Annotated in this window: 18 protein-coding genes; 5 read left to right on the top strand and 13 right to left on the bottom strand. The window is 44.9% G+C overall.

All coding sequences use genetic code 11. The features are described 5' to 3' along the window. Positions 1–63: 63 nt before the first annotated feature. From V1499_RS07690 to V1499_RS07665, 6 genes are all read right to left on the bottom strand, one after another. On the bottom strand, positions 64–849 hold the full coding sequence (locus tag V1499_RS07690; protein ID WP_409275156.1) for an SDR family oxidoreductase: 786 nt from the start codon (positions 847–849) through the stop codon (positions 64–66). Positions 850–977: 128 nt separating this feature from the next. Continuing rightward, positions 978–2,438, bottom strand: a complete 1,461-nt coding sequence (locus tag V1499_RS07685) for a vWA domain-containing protein (RefSeq protein WP_409275154.1) — start codon at positions 2,436–2,438, stop codon at positions 978–980. Positions 2,439–2,662: 224 nt separating this feature from the next. Further along, the gene (locus V1499_RS07680) at positions 2,663–3,217 is read right to left on the bottom strand and encodes a GNAT family N-acetyltransferase (protein ID WP_409275152.1); all 555 of its coding nucleotides are present in this window, start codon (positions 3,215–3,217) and stop codon (positions 2,663–2,665) included. A 156-nt stretch (positions 3,218–3,373) separates the two neighbouring features. After that, on the bottom strand, positions 3,374–3,679 hold the full coding sequence (locus V1499_RS07675; protein ID WP_409275150.1) for an MTH1187 family thiamine-binding protein: 306 nt from the start codon (positions 3,677–3,679) through the stop codon (positions 3,374–3,376). 611 nt (positions 3,680–4,290) lie between these two features. Beyond that, the gene (locus V1499_RS07670; RefSeq protein ID WP_409275148.1) at positions 4,291–5,337 is read right to left on the bottom strand and encodes a hypothetical protein; all 1,047 of its coding nucleotides are present in this window, start codon (positions 5,335–5,337) and stop codon (positions 4,291–4,293) included. Between the two features lie 366 nt (positions 5,338–5,703). Beyond that, positions 5,704–7,896: a S8 family serine peptidase gene (locus tag V1499_RS07665; protein ID WP_409275146.1), complete on the bottom strand. Its 2,193-nt coding sequence runs from the start codon at positions 7,894–7,896 to the stop codon at positions 5,704–5,706. Between the two features lie 375 nt (positions 7,897–8,271). On the opposite strand from V1499_RS07665, the gene V1499_RS07660 reads away from it, so the two are divergent. Together V1499_RS07660 and V1499_RS07655 are read left to right on the top strand one after the other, a co-directional pair. After that, positions 8,272–8,637: a hypothetical protein gene (locus V1499_RS07660; protein ID WP_409275144.1), complete on the top strand. Its 366-nt coding sequence runs from the start codon at positions 8,272–8,274 to the stop codon at positions 8,635–8,637. A gap of 630 nt (positions 8,638–9,267) precedes the next feature. Further along, positions 9,268–10,011 (top strand): hypothetical protein, encoded by a 744-nt coding sequence (locus tag V1499_RS07655; RefSeq protein ID WP_409275142.1) that lies wholly within the window; start codon positions 9,268–9,270, stop codon positions 10,009–10,011. A gap of 83 nt (positions 10,012–10,094) precedes the next feature. Here V1499_RS07655 and V1499_RS07650 read toward each other — a convergent pair whose 3' ends face one another. The 3 genes from V1499_RS07650 to V1499_RS07640 form a co-directional block, all read right to left on the bottom strand. Continuing rightward, entirely contained in the window at positions 10,095–10,256 is a 162-nt protein-coding gene (locus V1499_RS07650) for a hypothetical protein (protein ID WP_409275140.1), read from the bottom strand. A gap of 107 nt (positions 10,257–10,363) precedes the next feature. After that, on the bottom strand, positions 10,364–11,215 hold the full coding sequence (locus V1499_RS07645) for an amidohydrolase family protein (protein ID WP_409275138.1): 852 nt from the start codon (positions 11,213–11,215) through the stop codon (positions 10,364–10,366). Continuing rightward, positions 11,202–14,282, bottom strand: a complete 3,081-nt coding sequence (locus tag V1499_RS07640; protein ID WP_409275137.1) for a GNAT family N-acetyltransferase — start codon at positions 14,280–14,282, stop codon at positions 11,202–11,204. Before V1499_RS07640 ends, V1499_RS07645 begins: the two co-directional genes overlap by 14 nt. A 373-nt stretch (positions 14,283–14,655) precedes the next feature. On the opposite strand from V1499_RS07640, the gene V1499_RS07635 reads away from it, so the two are divergent. The 3 genes from V1499_RS07635 to V1499_RS07625 all read left to right on the top strand — a co-directional run bounded on the left by V1499_RS07635 (position 14,656) and on the right by V1499_RS07625 (position 16,523). Further along, positions 14,656–15,429: a Cof-type HAD-IIB family hydrolase gene (locus V1499_RS07635; RefSeq protein WP_409275135.1), complete on the top strand. Its 774-nt coding sequence runs from the start codon at positions 14,656–14,658 to the stop codon at positions 15,427–15,429. Between the two features lie 144 nt (positions 15,430–15,573). Further along, a complete protein-coding gene (locus V1499_RS07630; protein ID WP_409275133.1) occupies positions 15,574–16,143 on the top strand; it encodes a hypothetical protein in 570 nt (189 codons plus the stop codon). A gap of 17 nt (positions 16,144–16,160) precedes the next feature. Further along, a complete protein-coding gene (locus tag V1499_RS07625; protein WP_409275131.1) occupies positions 16,161–16,523 on the top strand; it encodes a hypothetical protein in 363 nt (120 codons plus the stop codon). A 255-nt stretch (positions 16,524–16,778) separates the two neighbouring features. Here the strand turns inward: V1499_RS07625 and V1499_RS07620 are convergent, their stop codons facing one another. The 4 genes from V1499_RS07620 to V1499_RS07605 all read right to left on the bottom strand — a co-directional run bounded on the left by V1499_RS07620 (position 16,779) and on the right by V1499_RS07605 (position 20,846). Next, positions 16,779–17,630: a DegV family protein gene (locus V1499_RS07620; protein ID WP_409275129.1), complete on the bottom strand. Its 852-nt coding sequence runs from the start codon at positions 17,628–17,630 to the stop codon at positions 16,779–16,781. Between the two features lie 171 nt (positions 17,631–17,801). Beyond that, positions 17,802–18,374, bottom strand: coding sequence for a hypothetical protein (locus V1499_RS07615; RefSeq protein WP_409275128.1), 573 nt, complete (start codon positions 18,372–18,374; stop codon positions 17,802–17,804). 185 nt (positions 18,375–18,559) lie between these two features. After that, entirely contained in the window at positions 18,560–19,219 is a 660-nt protein-coding gene (locus V1499_RS07610; RefSeq protein ID WP_409275127.1) for a diphthine--ammonia ligase, read from the bottom strand. A gap of 202 nt (positions 19,220–19,421) precedes the next feature. Continuing rightward, complete coding sequence (locus V1499_RS07605) at positions 19,422–20,846, bottom strand: purine-cytosine permease family protein (protein ID WP_409275126.1); 1,425 nt, start codon at positions 20,844–20,846, stop codon at positions 19,422–19,424. Positions 20,847–21,030 lie beyond the last annotated feature (184 nt).

Below are 21,030 nucleotides of genomic sequence, written 5' to 3'. Positions count from 1 at the left end.
AGATATATGTTTTTTTTTTAAGAAAACCCATGCAAATGCACGGGCTACGTTCGGAAAAAACAGTTAAATATCCATCTCCCACCACTTTTTTTCCGTATCCTTCATTTGCTTTTTGGTTTCTTCAGGGTAGGCGGTTCGGAATGGATGGGAATCCGCTGGGATGATCTCGACCATTTTATCAATCATATCCTGAGGATCAAATTGATTTTCCAAACCTTCTTCAGCCTTTAACAGATCCTCTCTCTTCGTAAAATTCTTTTCCTCATCGTACCATTTCCAAAGTTCTTCGGCGGCGCGGTCGTTAAAGCCGGTATAGAACGCCCCAGGATTTATGGTGGCAACCTTCACTCCAAATCCTTCAAGCTCCTGCTTAAGTGTTTGCGCGATTGCTTCAATTGCATGTTTCGTGGCTGCGTACGGTCCGCCATATGGAGATGACATAATTCCTGCCATTGAACTTATGAACACAATTTTCCCATCCCCTTTTTCGACAAGCTTTCTTGCCGCCAGTTGGACTGTTTCAAGCGTTGCGAAAACATTTACTTCGAAAATAGCCCGGAAGCGGTCCATCGGAACTTCAGCGATTGGCCCCCGTTCATTGATGGCAGCATTGGCGACGAATACATCAAAGTCGTATTTGGGAATCTCTTCCCGATCCCGCAGATTTGTAATATCCAATTTGAAGACATCCATATCCAAACCCAAATCCTTTGCTTCACGCAGCAAGTCTGTTTTTTGCGAAGTCAGTTCAGTTGTCGCGATTACCCTGTGGCCTTTCCTCGCCAGGCCAATCGCGGCACCTCTCCCAAGCCCGCTTCCCGCACCAGTAATGAAAATGGTCTTGCTCATTTCGAATCCCTCCTATGTGATGGCATGCCAATTTCCTGTTCCCATTGCGCCCAACAGAGAAACATTGCGATTTTAGGACGAGCCACATTCCGGCTTAATCCCCATAAAAAAAGACCCAGAGCGGGGTCTTAAAAAAATGTTCGCCAAGCGATATTCTCGAAGTGGTTACAGCCCAACCTGCTTCTTAATCGCGTCCAATTTTTTTGATAAATCTTTAGATTGGCTTTGATTTCGTCGCTTTTCTTTTTATCCAAATCCGAGAAATACGTGTTGATTTTATCATTCCGGTCCCAGAGCCACTTGGAAATCGCATTCTTCTTTACAGCATCAATTTTTCCTGCTTCCTCAAGCCGGTCCAGCAGTTCCTTGAATCGCTTTTCTTCATTCTTCCTAATCGTAAAAGATTTCCCCATTAGCCGATCTACAGCATTATTGTGGTCCAGCGTCGTCCACACATTGTCGGCAAAACGGTGGACGGCCCACCATCTCCATGTATTGATGTTGATTTTTTCTTTCCACACATTCTTAATTTCTTCAAGCTGCTGCTTTGTTTTAACAGAGGAATATTCACCGCCTCCAGCCTCCGCTACCAGTTTAAGCTGTTGGTCAGCAGCATCATCGACATCAAATCCAATGATATTGATTTTGACATTTGTATTGTCCTGGACCGCTTTTTTAGCTGCGGCAACCGGGTCGCCATCGCATGTCTCAATCCCGTCACTGACAACATAAATAAAGTTTTCCGTATTTTCAGCCCTTTCCGCGGCCAACTGCTCGTTTGCCATTGTAATCGCGGCCGCCAGAGGAGTCCAGCCCATTGCATCAAACTTTTTCAATGAATTCCCGAAGGCTGTTCCATCAAATGTGTTCAATGGATACATCGTTTCCACTGCATTGCATGATTTCGCCTTATCCGCATCGCTGCCTGTTCCCTGATGGCCAAAGGCTATGAGAGAAACCTTGACAGACTCGGGAAGATCTTTAGCCAGGCTTTCGATACTTTTTTTGGCGAGGGCCATCTTGGCCTCCCCATCCACCTTCACCTTCATGCTGCCGCTCGAATCGATGGCCATGACAACATTCACTTTTTTATCTTCATCCTTAGTTACTTCGTCCATCGTGAGGTCCTCGAGCAGGCGGCCGTCCGGCAACCTCAGTTTTTCATAAACGACAGGGTAGTTTTCCAGCTCTTCTGCGACATCTTTATAGCCTGCCCGCAACGCTCCAGTGATGGATGTCGCCCACTTTTTCTCATCCCATTTTTTCGTATTCTTCTTTCCAACTTCCTGGATGTAAGCATCAACGGCGTCAGAAGTCGATTTTTCTAAGGCTTCCTTGTCATCGGTAAATTCTTTGCCTTCTATGAACTTCTGATAAAAGTTCCCTTTGTCTTCCTGTATGTATTCTTCGCCAGTGGTAGCCGGAAGCTCTACTTCATCAGGCTTTGAAGTGGCAATCGCCTTCCCCGGGACGATTCCTTCTTCGTTTGGTTCCTGTTTTTTAGAACCACCGCCCACGTCTTTTCCCTGGCAGCCAAGCAACAATACCGCTGTAAAAAATAAAGCAACAACTAGTTTAGCTCTTTTCATTCTAATCCCCTTTCAGTTCTATTTTTCTAATTCACAAATCTTTAGAATGGATGTTATAGAAGGATTTACCAAATAACCACTTGGTCCTATACCCTATATGGAAGAGAGTATGCATGTAAAAATAAAAAAACTGTGGAATTTTTAGTTCCTAATTTGTCCCAATCGTTTACTCATTGAAAAAAGGCTGCCTCGGCAGACAGCCTCAATAGATAGTTCACCACTTTTTAAGAGTGTCCATCGGGATTGATAATTCCGTATAAATCAAGGTCTTCAAAGGTCCCGTTCTTAAAAACATGGTCTTTAAGTGTGCCTTCGTACACCATCCCGCATTTTTGCATGATTCTTCCCGATGCGGGATTAGATGTAAAATAGCGCGCGTAGACCCGGTGATAGCCTTTTTCTTTAAAAACAAATTCGATCACGGCTTTCGCGGCTTCCGTTCCATAGCCATTTCCCCAATATTCTTCGCCAATCCAATAAGCGAGTTCGCCATGTTTGTGCTGTTTCTTATTGGATATCCCAATGGCTCCATACAATCGGCCGCTCTCTTTGTCCGTAACTGCGAATTCGTACATACGGTCTGAATTGAAATTTTCCTCATGGTTGGCTATCCAGGAAACCGCGCATTCTAACGGGTACGGAAATGGAAGCGTCAGCGTGCTTTTGTAAATATTAAAATTATTGCACATCCTGCTGACTTCGTTCGGGTCCCCCTCGTTAAATAATCGCAAGATCAGACGATCCGTTTCGATCGTTCTCTCTGTTTTGTTGAAAATCATTCCCTTTCCCCCCTAGTTAAAATGCTTGAGTGACAACTAAAACGGATTTTAGCTCTTTGTTGTCACGAATCAGAACTTTGCGTAAAACCCAATCCCGGTTTTCAACACTTGGTTGTCACGAATCACTAAGAAAATGTTGCAAAGAATACGTCTGCTTCATGCTAGTTTGTCGTTTACGGCTTTGAGTTTCGCTTCCATCGTGCTTACCTTGTCACGACGGTCGTCGATTCGAATATTAGTGGCGACTCGCTGAATTCCTTTCTGAAAAGGAACCTCATGGATTTCCCCCACAACATCAAGCAATTCCTTCAAGTCACCTTCAATCAATGTACTCATCGGCGTCAATTGGTACTTAATTTTCCCTTCGTATTTTTTAAGGACTTTATGTATATCGGCCACATACTCACTTACGCTCGGCGTTTCCGTCCCGATTGGAATTACTGTAATGTCGATGATTGCCATCTTTATGCCTCCTGTTTTTTGTGTTTTTTCCATAATATCATAATCGCCTTATTGTAAAGAACATACAAAGTATAGCAAATTAAATAGAAACGGGTAGAAATTGATAGAGAATAGATTCATTCATTGAGCGAAAACAGTAGAGGACTTATCATGGGAGGCAGTACCGAGGTTGAGAAAATCTACGATTCTTTTATAAAGTTATGAACTTCGTCGAACCGGCCACAATTTTATTAAGACCAGGCATTCTTGGACCGGCTGAAAAGCCGTTGCAATTGAAAAAAGCTTGATTGATTTCAACATTATTCAAGCATTTCTTGCAAAAAATTTCCCGGGACATTAAACGATCTCGCCCATGGCTGCCTTTTCCGTCGCCTGTTTCCAGACATTCACTTCAAGATTCACCGGGTGCAAGGGCATTGTATTTACCCGCAGCTATTATTTCTTACATTTGCCTGGATTTTGAATAAAGAGCAAGGCTCCCCCCATAACGACAAGCTCGTACTTGTTTCACCTAAATAACAAAGACCAGACTCGTAAACGTCTGGTCTTTGTTTAAAACAGCTGTCCATTCTAGTCTTTAACTCCATTTTATTGGTTGCAAAGCGGCCGGCCTATAGCTTTCCTAAAAACGACAGTTCAGCCGGTTCCTTGGAGTCGTAGGCCCCATCAATGATTTTACGGACATCCTCGATTGTTTCCTTCAGGTCAACATCGACGCCCTTTTGGCCCGTAAAAGCCTCCGCAACGTAAAACGGCTGTGTCAGATAAGCCTCGAGCCTTTCCCCGCGGTGGTATGTTTGCATTTCGGTTTCAGGAATACCCGCAATACCCTTAACGTTCACGAGTGAACGAACCTCCCTGTACCGGCGCAACAATTTTTGGGCCCTTTGCTTTACAGTCAGGTGGCTTTGGTCAAGATACGCCCCTTCAAGAATCGACGAGGTCGACGAGATTGGATTCACCGCGGGAAACCTGAACCTTGCAGCAAGGTCCGCATCGAAGTTCCATACCGTTTCAAGCGGCCCGTACGGAAGTTCCTCGTCAACCGCTTCCCCTTTCAAATCGAGCAGGAAGGTGGTGACCGTCCGGATTGATTCATCCTGCAATTTTTCCTGTAATTCGAAGATTTCCCCTGTTAAAACATGTGACCTATCTGCCGTAAAAATGATCTCGCGGTCTTTTCCAAACTCGGAAATCTTTTTTAATGCGTCTTCGATTGAGGTGACGATAACATCAACATGTTCATTCAAATCTTCCAGCCCCGGATAGCCTTCCGCTTCCGGCTGTAGCACGATGCTGAGATACCCTTCTTTCTTTAGCCTTAGGAACAACTCTGAAAGGACCACTAATTGCCCCATCCCCGGCCTCGCCACCAGGCCAACCGTGCCGCCTTTTACAATTGGTGCGAATAAATCAAGCGTCTTAATCTTCGTTTCAATCATTTCAAACGCCTCCCCTTTTAAAATCAACTCATCCAGGCTGCATTGCGCCAGCGATGCGAGTGCAGCCAATGTACGCACCTCCGCACGCCCAATCGGAATCTTCCCGGTACATAGGTTTGAAACCGTCGCCGGCCGGAGCCCAACCGACTTTGCCGCACTCGTTAAATTCGGCACCCTTTTTCGGAGCAATGAAACATTCAACCTTAAATCTTCCATCTTTTTCCCCTCCTTGATTTTAGTGTAATTTATTTTACGTTTGAAAGCAATGATAAATTACTCTTAAAAGTAAATATTTTTACTTTTTATTGGATTGTCAACATATTCAAGGATGTCCAAAGTTAGGGATTCAAAAGTTGGGAAACTACTGACTCGATGGGGGCATAATCCTGAAATGCTGTCAGAAGTTAGAGGTACCTCTGACTCGATTTAGGTAAAATCCTAGAAAGGTGTCAGAAGTTGGGTTAACAATAAACTTACTATACCTACCATGGACTGTTACCAGAATTCACAGTTGCCATATTCTCATTAAATAAACAAAATCCCCTTCCGCCTAAAAGCCAGAAGGAGATTTCCCAAAAAAGCTTAACGATTATAATCAATCACATACATATAAGGGATACGGATATCGCCATCACTGGATGTTACTGTAATGTATCCGCTCTGGAATTCACCGGCTCCATTTTTACCACCGGAATGGGTTCCCCTGTTTACTACATCCACTTTGATTTCCGCCTTGCCCTTTGCGGCAATTGAAACGCCAGATTTGCTAAGCTTCAGATTTTCATCCCCGGAAAAACTGTAATCTAGTTGGTGGTCGGTCGGATTTACTAATGTAATCGACATTTGATACGTTTGTTTCCCAGTCGGACGCACCAATCCGAAACTTAAGGAGGATGGGAATGCCATTGCAGGAGTGTTCATCGCCCTGCCAAGGTCAATGATGCCCGCGCCTATCTTTAAAGGAGACTTCACATCAATATTCGGAAGGACGGATCCCTCGACATTTCGTGCGGTTCCCATCAAGGCCGCTTTAACCTCCGCCGGTCCCCAGCCTAGAAGTTCTTGTTTGCTATAAGCAAGAAGGACGGCAGCCGCCCCGGCAACATGCGGCGATGCCATGGAGGTACCTTGATACAATTCGTAGCCCCCGCCGACAACCGAGGAATAAATATTAACCCCAGGCGCCGCGACATCCGGCTTCAGCGTGTAATTTGGCGTCGGCCCCCACGAGCTAAAGTCAGAGAGTTCGTTCGGGACAGATTCGGTTTCAACTGGAGGATAGGCAATTGTAACTGTCCTCTCCCCGTCCCAATCAGCTAGCTTTTCGCCGGCTGCTTTGCTAAGCATAACAGCCGGAATATTTACGCCATCTGTAGACATTGGAATTGGATCTGCATCACTGTTCTGGTATACAATGACCCCAACCGCTCCGGCAGCAGCTGCGTTATTAATTTTTTCAGTAAATGTACATGTACCGCGCTGAATCACCGCAATTTTTCCATCCAACGGCTTTCCAGCTACTGGCGTACAAGCAAGTCTATCCCCGCCCGCAACCTCGCTCCAAAGAGCGTATTCGCCTTCAATCTGTCCTTTTACCTCGCCGCCCTGGGTACCAGTCGTGGCTACCGTCTGTCCGCCATCGAAAGCAGCTGATTTTAACAGCATGGCAAACGTGCGGCTGTTTGTGGTAGCGGCAACTGTGATGACTTTATCCGCTGTTCCCGGTGAACCGACGGTATAGTCCCCAGGCCCTTCATTCCCCGCTGAAATCGCGACAACAACGCCCGCATCCACAGCGGCATTGACCGCCATATCTAGCAGGTCGGCACCTTTATGTGGCGTCCCGCCCAAGCTAAGGTTCAGGACGTCCATTCCATCTTCAACCGCTTCTTCAACTGCTTTCGCAATGAACAAGCTTTTCGCATCAGCCACATTTCCCGGGAATACATTATAGTTTCCAAGATAGGCTCCAGGTGCGACACCGCTCATCGATTTGCTACCAAGAGTCGGGAGCGTGCCCGCTTTTCCGGCAACCGTGCCGGCTACATGTGTCCCATGGCTGTCAACCGCTTCCGCACTTAATTTTGGATTCTGGTTGAACACCTTGGCGACAATGACTTTATCGCTCGTAAATCTCCTGTCACCCTTAGGGAATCCTTCAGGCGCTTTCATCCCCTCATTTGGCTGGAGAAAAGGATGTCCTTGGTCAATCCCGGAATCGATGACGCCGACTTTCATTCCGGCTCCGGCATTCGCCTGTCCGCCAAGCCCATTCCAAATCTGACCGGCATTGATGAGGGCCGTACTTTCGCTCATCGTCTTGCGGTATGTACCGCTTACTCCGGCTTTCACGACACCCGGTCCACGGCTAATATCCTTAAGCGTTGCGCCATTAAGTTTCAGGCCAAGGCCGTTGTATGTGACGTCATATTCCGCCACCACTTCAACTTTTGGAAGCTGCTTTGCGAGCCACTTTTTATAATTCTCCCGCTGCGACTCAAGCCTCTTTCCGTACTTCTTCGCCGCGGGGGAATTAAGGTTTGCCTTCTGCCCTTTGGCTGGCATTGTCTTTTCATAACCGGAAATTGAACCATCGTAGGAAGCAATTGGCGCATCGCCGAATTGTACGAACACATACTCCTGATCCGTCGACGCAGCATTCATCGGGCTATCGCTATTTTTGACAATCGCCTCAGCAGGAAGCCCCGCGTTCATAATGAGCAGCAGGATCAGCAAAATCCCCAACACGTTCCTGAACCTTTTGAACAACTTCAATCCTTTCCCCTCCTTATGTAACTCCCGGCGCGAGTATCAAGCTGCCAGGTCATAAATAATTACAAGATTTAAATTCGAGAAACGAAATCTTAAATCCTGTAGCTTAATTTGTAATATTCCGAAAACTATTTTGTCAGTTAAAAAGGGATTGAAAGGCATCATGTCGAGGTTGGGAAAATTGTAATGCCAATCGCGCTTAAATTGGCCGGTTCCGAATAATCGATGGCTTGCCGGTCGGTTTTTTTAAAAAAAGAATCAGTGTCCAGCTTACCGGAAAAACCTGTGTTCCAAAATAATATAATCCTGTTAACAATGGTATAATTAGTTAATAACAACAGGCCTTTTTTGAAAAATGATTGGAGGTGGATTAGGAAAATGAGCACAGTCCTTACATATTTGGCTTCCCTTGTTGTGATTTTCATTTCTGTCATGGTCACGCTTTACTTCAAATCCGAACTGGAGCGGATGTTCCGGGAAAAGAAAGAAGTATTTGCCTTTCATGTATGCAATGTGCTGATTATCTTAATGGCTTCCTTTGCTGTTCATGCCGTGACGGATTATATGCTGCAGACTGGGATCAATTATTTGCTGCAATTGGCCATCCTCTTAGCAATCATCATACCAATCTATATAGCAGGCCACTTCGCCTATGAAAAATACAAATTCCTAAACCGCAAATACGTCAAAACCGATAACAGCAAAGTCCTGATCATCAACGAAAAATTCCTCCGCCGGAGATAAGGTGAAGCGGGAGAGGAACTTTCGCTTCATTCGTAGCACGAAATAACTCCCCCGCCCCCGCCCCTGAAAAGGTAGCAAGTGTGGGGCTGATGCATCATTTGTTGAAATTCGTTGCAAACTAAGCTTGGTTTCAACAAACTCGGGTGGTGAGTGTATGGCGAAGAAAAACGATAAAGAAAGCAAGAAGGCTATGCCTAAGGCTGATGTGGAATTCGCGGATCATGGGCTCGAGAGGATTGCCTTAAAGGCTCAGAAGACGAAGCAAAATAAGTAATGGGCAGTCGGGCGTGCCACTATTTCCGCCAAGTCCAACCAACACTAAAAAACAACCTGGGTTAACATCAAACCCGGGTTGTTTGCTATTGAGCCCATGCTTGTCATTGGCAAGCATGGTTTCTTCTATCTGACCTGAGTAGTCGCCAATCCGGGAAGATGTCAACAGACACTGCCCGGCTAGAGGGGTTTGAATTATTAAAAAGAAAGCTCAAAAATGCCTCTCCCTTCCCTGCCCTAGCCGAAAGATTTTAAACAAATCCATCTAGGTAAAAGACTCCACCCTCCAAATAATGGATAGTTTTCCTCATGGAAACCCAAACTATTGACAAAACGATAGGAAGGGAGGATTGTTTTTTGAAAAAAGCGTCGAAAATCATGCTGACAGTCTTACTTCTTCTCTCATTAAGCAGTTGCGGCACCGGCAATAACGACCACGGCGGCAGGGCCGGAATAAACAGGTTAAACAACAATTCGGCCGGAGGGAACCGTGCTTTGAGGGTTTCCATGGAAGCGGCCCGCTCGGTGGAGAGCCTGGTTGAAGTACAAAGCGCTCTTGTCATCATCAGCAATCAGGACGCTTATGTAGCGGTGAGGATGGATGGCAGCGAGAACATGAGGGCGCAAGGGTATGAAACGAACAAGAAGGATAATCGCGGCGAAAATACGGGCACATTCGGAAATCCCGGCTATCGTGGATATGGCAACGGGACTCAAGCTGGTGAATACAGCGGCACGGGAATAGGCGGAGGCAGCATCGATGGACTAATAATCGCAGATCCCCTAGAAAGAGGGAGAAACTTCACAGCAGTGAACAACCCTGACGACAACCTACTACCGGGTTCTGCAAGCCCTGCCATTGTGTTGGACTCATCGTATGCGGGCATCTCAGCTTCATTCAAAATAAACATTGCCCATCAGGTTGCGAAAGCCGAGAAACATGTTCAAACGGTTTACATTTCATTCAACCGGGCGTTTTATATGAGGTTAAACCGGCTTGCTGATGACCTGAACAATGGCCGGGATGATGTAAAGGGTGATTTCAGAACGTTGGTCGATGGAGTTTTCGACAATTACTATCCGCTCCTTCCTGCCCAATAACAGCAAAAAGAAAGGAAGCCGAAATGGAGAATGTCTCCGAATCGGCTTCCTTTTAAATATATCATCCAACCACCCAGAACCTGTCAGCCGCAATTGCACACGCTCATCTGATTCACAACCGGCAGCCTGCAATAAAATGGTTCTTTTCGCACCAGTTCGATATCCCGGCTTATGAATTCCAGTTTCCGAAATTCCTGTTCACGATGCTGCATCGTTTTTTCAATCATATAAATATCGCTATACATCTGTTCCATCTCCCTTGTTCTTGTTACCTCTATCTTACAAGGCCACCGTTTTATACACATTGGCCTTTGTAACGGAAATAACTAAGACTTTGGAATGAGAACAAGATTTACAAAAACCCCTTAATTTTCGGAAAAACCTTCAGCGCCGTCTCGTAAAAAACAGCCTCATGGTACTCCTTCGGGACGATGTCGGCGATGAATTCAATGTACGGCTTGATTGGCGTGAGCGGCCAATCGGTCCCGAATAGGAACTTCTCATAATTATTAGTAAACGTGAGTGCATGGAGCAGATGGTCGAAGAACCTTGTCCGCTGCAGCTTCCGGATGTCCCCGTCCTCTCCGACAACTAGGCCCGATAGGTCGGTATACACGTTGCTGTTCTTATACACTAACTCCGCACCATCAAGCACCCACGGATCGCCAAAGTGCGCCATCATGATCGTCATGTCCCGATGCTTCACGGCGACTTCATCTATCGCCAGCGGATGCGAAAACCGCAGCCTGCCACGCTCGGAATAAGTATCCCCGGTATGATAGACGACTGGAACCCCGTACTCCTTCGCGATTCGGTACACCGGCTCGTACACGTCGTCATACGCATAAAAAGGATAGTATCCGAGATAGATTTTAATTCCGACACACTCCGGTTTTTGGACTTCCCGCTCAAGCCGGGCAAGCGCCGCCTTGTCCAGTTTGAACGGATTGATGCCCGCGCAATATACGATATTTTTCGGAATGTTTGGCGTCAGGTCGATGCCCATCGGCGTTTCGGAAGCCGAGTCGGGAAAACCCTCCCCGGCTGTTTCCGTCACTCCCATCGCAATCCCAAGCACGACGCCATTTTCGGCGAACTCCTTCTGGATTCCTTCATATGAATAGTCGACCTTCGAAATGTTCTGGGCCGTCTCATGAAAGCTCCCGATTTCGGAATAATGGATATGTGCATCAATAATTTTCATTGCTTACCTCTTTAAAAGTCAGTTTTTTCAGGCCCTTCACTTCATCCTCGGATAGTACCCGGTCTCCGGCGACGATAAACGACGGAGCGGATAGCCATTCGGAGCCATGGGCAAGGTCGATTTCGCGGTCCACGCCTATGAGCATGACTTCCTTGTTCATGTACGTGTCCATCCCGGTCGATTCTCGGTCAGCAATCACCTGAAGAAACTCGGCGCTTTCTCTCGAGCCGACGATCGCATGGCCAGAGAGGTGCGTCATGATTTCTGACTTCCCAGCTGAATACTTCCTCGTTCCTCCGGCGTTTTTTACCCAGCCTTTTTTGAAAAACAGCTGGCTGAACCAGTTCTTATTATGGAAGTAGGTTCCGCTTTGCTGGCTGATTCTCGTCACATTCACAAGCACCGGAATACCCGGCAGCATGCAAAAATACTGATGAATCCCAAGTCCATTCCACATCTCGTTCTTCTCAAAAACAGTCGAAACCCTTATTCCCTGCCATTCACGGCCTTCATCGTCTAGAAGCACCGCGGGGCCAACACGAGTTTCTTCCTTCGCGAACGACTTTGTGTTGATGCCTTCGATGCCGGCTACCATCCCGCCGCTCCACGGATTCCACCACGCTCTAGGCTCAAGCGAAGGGAATGACGAATCAAGCCATTCACGGCCCAATACCTCGAGCGAGAACAACGACGGGTAAAATCGTTCCGACGCCGCAATTGTCAGCACACCATTCCCGGCTGTCAATACCGGCAAGCCATCCCGCTCCTCTTCCCGGATGCGAACCGAGCCATCCGTTTGGTTCAGGACGAGAACATCTATCATGTCGCTGATTCCGTTGATTTCGTATGCTGCCGACAATACCGAAAGCGGCTCCCCGCTATTCTCGGCAAACGCCGATGCTTCACGCCTTCTTTCATCAAGCGTAATCCTCGTTTGATAAAATTCCTGCCCATCCCGCTCAAAGCCAACTTCACCATCAATATAACTCGTTTTCCGGCCCGACAGGATAACCTCTTCAGACCCGTCTTCCCTCCTGGCCACTTGAACCTCAATTGGGCCAACAGGAGTATCCGCCCTGTGCTTCCTTCTAGTCGCGAACTCCCGGAATTCCTCCCAGCTTTGATACGCCCCGAACGACAGCGCGACTGGCTCCGTCCTCAGCTCGCCTCCCGCCGGAATATGGCCGAGTTCATGCTCAACATACATGTACCATGACTCAAAATTCACGGACGAACCTTCTGGCCACGCGACTCCGTGAGCATACGGCTCATGCCTCGAGAACAGCCAGTTTTCCGAAAGCCGCTTGCTGTCCCAAAGCCCGTATTCCGCATCAGCCTTCTCATCGAATGCCACGATTTCCCCGTCCATCGCAAAAACAGGCCTGTTCAGCTCGTGGTATATCGGCTGGGAAACACTGATCGGCGAATCCGTCTCCGAATCGGCCGTATTGCGGATGATATACGACTGCTCAAGCAAACCCTCTCCGTACAGCTTCGACTCGCTTACAAGCTCAAGCCCCGCGAAATCGGACGATTCATAAACTGCCGACATCACAATCGCCGCGCCCTCTTCCCTATACTCGACGCGAACGGGCTTCCTCTTCGAAAACTCGCTCGAATACGGCTTCCCGATTTTCGGGAACATGCCCATCGTTTTCTGCGCGCCCTTCGTCAGCCTGCCCGGAACAACCCAGTTGTTGAACTTCCGCAAATACGTATGATACAACCCATTGTAAATATGCCAGTAATCATCACACTCACCGCTGAAACGCGCCCCGGGCCCCTTAAAGCCAAGACCAAGCTTTTTGGTAAAAGTGGACAACGCACCGCTTTCGGCGGCCGCATCAATCCTCAACTCCTGCGCATAGAAACCGTAGCCATTCAACACATAGGGAATCGCAATCGACGTTTTCCCTCTCGCTCCAAGTTCAATCCTGAACGTTTTCTCTGGCAGCTGTATAAACCCGCTTTCCGGAAACTGAATCGTGAAAGCAGCCGGTTCGCTGAAGTTATTTTCAACGTCTAGATAGAAAACCGCTTCTTCATGAAGGTAGCTTTGCGAACCAGGCACCTTCCCGGCCACTTTCGCCGGCTGCTTCGGCAGGATGCCAACCGCGAACTTCGCTTCCTTCCCGTTAATCAGCGCTTTGGTGACGACTGATGGGTGGGTGCGCCAGTTGCTTTGCTCCTCCTCAAGCTCGCCAAGCGTAAATTTCGCTTCGACAATTTCTTCGCCTTCAACCGCCACGCTCTTTTTAAAATCGAACGTGACAGCTTTGTGGCTTTCGCCTTCCAGCTCTACCTGAAGCGGGTTCCCGGACTTATTTTTAATATGATAAGTCACCGTGTATTCTGACCCACAAACGAGTTTGAAATCCTCGACTGATACGGAAATAAGGTAATCGTCCGTTTCAATCAGACGCAACCCCCGGCCGGTCCGCTCGAACTCCATCCGCAGGCTTCCGGCGTCCGACTTCCAGCTATAATCGTAATATGAGAAATCGTTGTCCTTCCTGCCATCCGGTGTCACGTCTATGGCTCTCGTGCTCTCGTTATACCAATCGATGTCCGCGAAATAGTCCCGGACCGCTTCCGTATTCAGCACTGTCGGCATGAAATTCATCAGATGAGTCGTATCATCCCGGTCTTCCCAGAAGAAACCGCATTTCTTGTAGAGCGGAACAGCCTTCGTGTTGCTCGGCCAAGTATACAGGTCAAGCCGCGGCCAGCCGAGTTCAACCGTCCGTTCAAGCGCCCTCAGGACAAGCATTTTGCCGATTTTCTTTCCATGATAATCGGTACGGACGTTCAGGAGCGGAATATACAGCGCCCCTTCATCCTCCCGGTACTCGCAAAGTCCGCAATAGCCGACGACCTTTTCGCCGTCCATCGCAAGAAAAAGATTCAGGTTGCCGGAATTCGCTTCCTGGACGCGGACCTTTTCGGCTGACGTTACCTGCGCATCCCCGCCCCAGCCTTCGCGGCTAAGATTCCACATCTCTGCAACACCGGCAGCAAGCCCTTCATGGTATTCCACTATCTTAATTTTATCCTTAGTCAATTCCATAAAATAAATCCTCCAATCCAATCCCCAGCCCCGCTAGGTTTCCAGTTTCCTATTTTCATCGATACCCTTTCCTTTGCAAACTGCACCCTTTATCATCATTTCGCTCTCCTCCTTTGAATTATTTGGTTTTGCAACCACCTTCTACTATATAGTAGGCCAAACAGGGTAGTAAAGGAATTTTCAGAATTAACAACCAATCTTTACAAAAAAGTAATTCCCCCCCCTTTTACCAGGGTGATAAAAGTCATCGATAGTAGGCTATTTCGTATGTTAATTCCTTAAACGCAGCATTTTTGTAATGCCGGCTACTGATTTATTTGGTACAATTTGCTAAATATCTTTTGTAGTTGAAAAGAGAAAGGGGGTTTCTATAATGGATTATAAAATCGTATTTCTTGATGTTGATGGCACTATTACAAACCATGAAGATGGAAGTATTCCATTCTCGACTATTGAAGCTATAAAAACATTGAAAAGCAAAGGAATTAAGGTTGTCGCTGCAACAGGAAGACCATTATCAATGTGTAATGAATTACAGGAATTAGGTATAGAAACATTCATAACTGCAAACGGCGGGTATGTGAAACACGGCGAAACAGTAATTCACAAAGTACCAATGAATAAAAAAGTCATTAATGAAGTCATGGAATTCGCTCAGGTAGAGAATAATGGTCTGTCTTTCTATACTGAAGAATTTAGTATGAATGGTGTAACACAAAATGAAATTTTAACCGCTTTAAAGGAAACTTTGTTTCTCAATGATTATCCTGTTACTAAGGGTTCAATTCATAACGAAGAGGTATTTTTATTGTGTTTGTTTGGAAATGACGAAACTGTTGAGAAGTACATACAAAAATTCCCTCAACTAACATTTAAAAGGTGGCATCCATTTGTATTGAATGTTTTACAGGAGGATGTGTCAAAGTCTTTCGCTATCCTGAAAACCCTAGAATTCTTTGGGATTGATAAGTCGGAGGCAATTGCTTTCGGTGATGGGGAGAATGATATTGATATGCTAGAATTTGTTGGGCTTGGTATTGCAATGGGGAATGGGAATGAAAAGTTGAAAAACGTTGCAGATTTTATTACGAAAAAATCTAGTGAAGATGGTATTCATTATGCGTTAAAAAAGTACGGAATAATTTGAAATAACTAGTTGATTTAGTCAGTGATTATGCAATAAGCGGGATTTTAGAAACAATGAGAATTTTGTTTAAAAATGACTCTATATTTTCAAGGCGCATTTTACAGTGACGTATATCTAGAGTGTTTTTATATTAGGGGGATGAGGATGAATAAGTTTTTTCTTTTGATGATTATTTGCAGTATTACAATAATGTCAGGTTGTACAATTAGTGAAGGGGTTGTTAGTCAACTAAGAGAAGATAAAGAAAAATTATCATTGAGCCTAAATGAGAGTGAAAAGACTAGAGATGAATTAAATAAAAGAATTGCAGACTTGGAAAAACAGCTGGATACAAATAAAAAGGAAAAAGAATTGTTTAGCGTTATTAGCAACTTATCAAAAGATTTTGTGAAGGGCCATACTTCAGGTGATAAGGATAAAATCCAATCACTCGTTTCAGGTGACCTTTTCATTGAGGATAAGGAGAATAAGCTTTATATCAACAATAACGCTAATGATCAATGGTTGTTATACCCCTTCAGTGGTAAGCAATTGGATGATTGGGTAATTCAGGGATTCCAATATAATAGTGATAGTGATACTTATTTGCTTTACATCAGAGAATTCTACAAAGATGAAAACGGTGAATCTGTAAGCCCTCCCACATTCCTAAGTTTAACTTTTAAATTTGAAAATAACGAATGGAAGGTTATCAGTTTGGGTTTTGATTTATAGACAGTAGGAGGCAAAATATGCTAATCATTCTAATCAAGTTCTTACTTCCAGCTATTTTTTTGATTTACCTTCTACTAAGGATTTTAGATAAAAAGGATAGTAAATCAAAATCAACACTTGTTTTATTAATAACATCATTGGTCTTTAATACTGCATTAGCACAGAACTATAATTACAGTTTAATTCCATACCCAGAAAAGGATGGCTTTTCAGTTTCCAACTGGTTGGCACATTACGTTTTTGGTGAAGATCATTTTGGACACTGGAACTCCGCTTTATTTAAGACAGGTTATGATATATCAATCAACGTTTCAATGACATTATTGGTTATTTATATTGTCTGTTTGATACTCGAAAGCAGAAAAATAGGTAAAGAGTAAATCCTTCCTTAATGGTTAAAGTTATTGGAAATTCTTCATCAAAAGATGCTTATGTAAAGAAAATGGCATGTAAAAAACTGGTTCAGGCAACAATTCCTGCAACCATTTTTCAATGCTAAATCACTTACACTGGCGGAACTTGATACAGAAATCGTCGTTTTTATAAAAAAACAAAACAGCTTGGCCATATTACTGGCCAAGCCGTTTTTAATATAGGATTCAATTAGGTTCAGCCTCTTAAATATTTTTCAATGTCTAAACTTCCAAACCGGCGATACCAAACCCGCCAGGCCCGGCGTGAGTTGAAATCATCGCACCAGCCTGGATCCACCGGACGTTCCTGAATCCAGCCTCTTTTGCAATTTCATCCATCCGTTCCTTGATGCTTGCATCAAGCCCAAGTGAATACAGAAGATAAAGCTGCTCTCGGTCAATATTGTATTCACTCAAATATTCACTCATCAGCCTTTCAGCAACCGCGCCCATTTTCCCACGATACTTTTTCGTGGATACAAGCTTACCGTCAATCAGCTCTATTACTGGTTTTATTTTTAACAAAGCACCGCCAAGATAGGCAATATTGCTGACCCGTCCACCCGCGCGTAAAAAATCGAGGCTGCCGGGAATGAAAGCAAGTCTTGACTTCGGAACCACTGCTTCAATCTTTTCAATTAACCGTTCAGGTTCAATCGAAGGCTCCTCCTCCAGCAGCTTCACAGCATACAAGACGATTGCGGCCAATCCGCCTGTAACGTTCAAAGCGTCAATCAGATGCAAATCCTCATAATCCTCCGAGGCAATCACCGCACTTTGAAAGGAAGCGGAAGCTTTTGACGTATAACCAATGTGGACAATGACACATCCAGGAAATTGCTCTTTTATTTTCAAAAAAAATTCCTGATACTCATGGACATTCGTAGCAGCGGTTGAAGGTATTTTTTTTGTCCTCTCGTAATACTCGTAAATATTCACTACAGGCAAGGAGCCATCCAAATAATCCTTCCCATCCATGATCACATGCATCGGCACTACTTGAACAGCATATTTCTCAGCCAAATCCCTTGGCAAATCCGCTCCACTCTCTGTCGACAAAATAATACGCCTCATTGTCTGTCCCCTTCCGTATATATAAAACTGCTAAAACCTTAATCTAACTATACATGAGAAGGGAAAAACATACATTAAATATTCAATGGCCTCTTGCCTTAAAAGCAAAAAAGCCCCAACCCGTTCCATCGGGTTGGAGCGAATGATCAAATTATTCCATTTGCGAAATGATTAGCTGCCGCCGTATGCCGCCGTTTTATTGTATTTTTCTTTCCAGAGCACCCACCCCAGCCAGAGGATTGCAACGCCGGAGAGAGGTTGGGCGACATAGGACCCATATGGGATAAAATCCAGTATAGGGACGAGGATCATCAAGATCGCGGCCCCTTTCGGAAGAATCCCTTTTAGAGCAAGTAAAATGCCGAATAAGATCAACCCAATAAAAAATGGATAGAGCGATAAGGATACACCGGTCATTAATAAAGCTGGAGGCTTCTCCAATATCGCTGGGGCACTTTCCTCAAGGACAGGAACAACGAACGCCATTACCCAGCCGTGCCCGGTCCACATGCCCGCTCCAAAAAACGTTAATAAAAAGACGCCAAAACCAGGTTTCCCCAACTGCTTCGCATTAACAAGATAAATCCCAATAAGTGCAAAAAGCAGAAACAGCATGGCAATCAAACTAACATATGACCCTAATGCACCCATAGATATGTTGTCCCAGACCGACAGCGAAATAGTTAGAAGCCCAGAAATAATCCCGCACAACCCTGTCATACGGATAAAGCTTGAATACGACATACACCCCACCACCCGTTATGATATATGGAAAACTGTCCACAGCCCAAGCGTCTCCGAAAAAGATGGAGTTACTCTAGGTATATTAACGGGCGAGCCATTTATGTATAGTACAAATGATGAAAATTTCGGATCATAAATCCGGTGACAACTTTAAACTAAAAGCGGTTCTTATTTTACTAAGTGGGCTATCGCAAATCACAAAAATGGAATCGGCCTTTCTCCACCTTTTCGCCTAATGTAAAATCAACTTTGCGCTTAAACAGCGGCCCGGCAAAACAAAACGTATGGAATTCGCCATTTTCTCCGCATGGGTCTACTGTGGCCGGCAGCTCATTCAGGAATCGTTCATCGATCACTCTGCCAAGAAACTCATCGGACAATTTTTCCGTATCGATGCATGTAGTGATCGTTTGGAAGCCAAGTGATAAAAATTGTTGAATGAGGGCTTCCGTATTCTGGCCCCAAAGCGGAAATACCCCCTTCAATCCGTGTTCCCGTACCTGACCTGCCCGGTATTCCTTTACATCCTCCAGCAGGATATCGCCGAACATCACCGTCGTAACCCCGTCTTTTTTTAGCAACTCCAGCATTCCACTCATCCTAGCCCGGTAAACCTCATTTGAACAGTTGGCTGGTATGTACAGTTTCCGCAACGGGAAACCGAGGCTTTCCGCCTGCTTGTCCAACAAGCTTTCCCTAACGCCGTGAATGCTTACCCGATTATATTCTTCGGTGATTGTTGTAAAAAGGAAATCGACGATATACTGATCGCTTTGCAAAAGCTTATAAAGAGCGAAACAGCTGTCCTTTCCACCGCTCCATGAAATTGCGATCCGTTCCTTCATTTTCTTCTCCCTTAAAATTATAAAATTGGATAGCTATAGAACTTACAAAATCCATTCGCCTACGCATGGTTATTTAAGCAATCATCTTTTTTTATTATACAATCATAGAATTGTTGTGCTACTTTTTTGAAAATGTTAAAACAAAAAAAAGAGGGACGGCTCTCATTTGCCAATAGGCAAGCAAGAACCGTCCCCAGATTGATTAACTGGTCTTTTCTCTTGGAGTGGTGTACATTTGTCTTTCTTTTTTCACTTTTACTTCTGGAGCCATAGCTTCATTCTTACTGTAGTATTTGCCTTTCGTAAAGATGGCTATGGCTATGGTAAGGATTGAGGCTAATACGGCACCAAAGAAAGTCGCTGTATTTTGCAGGAATGTACCCATGTATCCTAATGCCGCGATTGTTCCAATCACACTTGAGATAAGGAGTGGAACGACCCCAACTGGATTCCATTTATATAATTTTTCCTGTCTTGCTTCATATTCTTTTGGGACGATTTTCAACAATTTCTTCACGAAAAGTGCATCTGTGACTAAAATTGCGGCCCACGCCATCAGGAGAACTCCCTGGAACGTCATCGCGCTGGCTAAATGATCCAAAATGCCGCCAAGCATTAACGCCATCGAAACCACGGCTGAGCAAACAACCCAAAAACGCCGATCCGGTTTGAAATGAAATACATTCTCAAAAAAATTGGACAATGACAGGGAAGCACTATAAATATTTGTAATGTTAATGCGTAATTGCGTTAGCATCGTAAAAACGACTCCACCTAGTCCAAGAAGTGTGACAATGTAGACACCCGGATTCGATTCACCTAACCGGACTCCAAACCAGATTCCAAGTAAACCCATGATACCGAAACAGAATACCTGTGGCACAAATCCAATCATAATGGACCCAAGTTTAATATCTTTAGGCTTAAGGAAACGCGCATAATCTGATGCGATTAACGCTGTTAACCCCATAATGCCATGCTGCATTCCTATACATAAAAGCAATGCTGTTCCGCCAATCTGCACACCATCTGGCAGATATGTCCAAAATTGCCCACCAAAATTAGATGGGGTATTGAAGGCGACGATTATTGTGGTAATTAAGAAGATACCGAAGATCGGTAATGACCATTTTTGTAGCTTGTCTAATTGTTTAATGCCGAACCAATTTAGGGGGATGACAATTGATCCAAAAACGATAATTAGAAGCCATAATGGAATTGCGGGGAAATATGCATGTACAGCGGTAACGAGAATCATACCTTCAAATGCACAATACATGATGAAATTGGATGCGTATATTAAAGAGGTTAACGAAGCACCAATATATCCAAAACCTTGTCTTGACATAAGATTTACGTTCATCCCTGATTTCGCGGATAAATAGGCAATGACTGTACCTAAGACTCCCGCAATCACGATGGCATAAATGGCTGAAATAATGGCGTTCATTGCGCCAAACTGAAGTGCCATAACACTACCTGTTTGAAAATAAAAAATCGCGGTGGCAATGCCAAATGTTATGTTGGTTACACTAAACCACCCCATGTTCCGTTTTTCTACTGGAACCCTATCAAATGAATAATCGTCTTTTTCTACTGTGAGATCTGTTGTCTGGTTTACACTCATGCAATCATCCTTTCAAAGTGCTCTACACAGACTGTCTCCTTCATTTGTTTAATTTTCACATTCCACTCTACCCTCCCAAAAAAGAATGCCTGTTTTGAAGGATAACAGAATGTGTTTTTATTTGATTATTTTATTTTAAAAAAACTCCTTACTCCCCCCTTCCTTCAGTAAGAATTTTTCCGCA

The organism is Neobacillus oceani (genome assembly GCF_046237595.1).
Lineage (GTDB): Bacteria > Bacillota > Bacilli > Bacillales > Cytobacillaceae > Bacillus_D > Bacillus_D oceani.
Note: the sequence above shows the minus strand (reverse complement) of the source record. Positions and strands in the feature narration are given on the sequence as shown.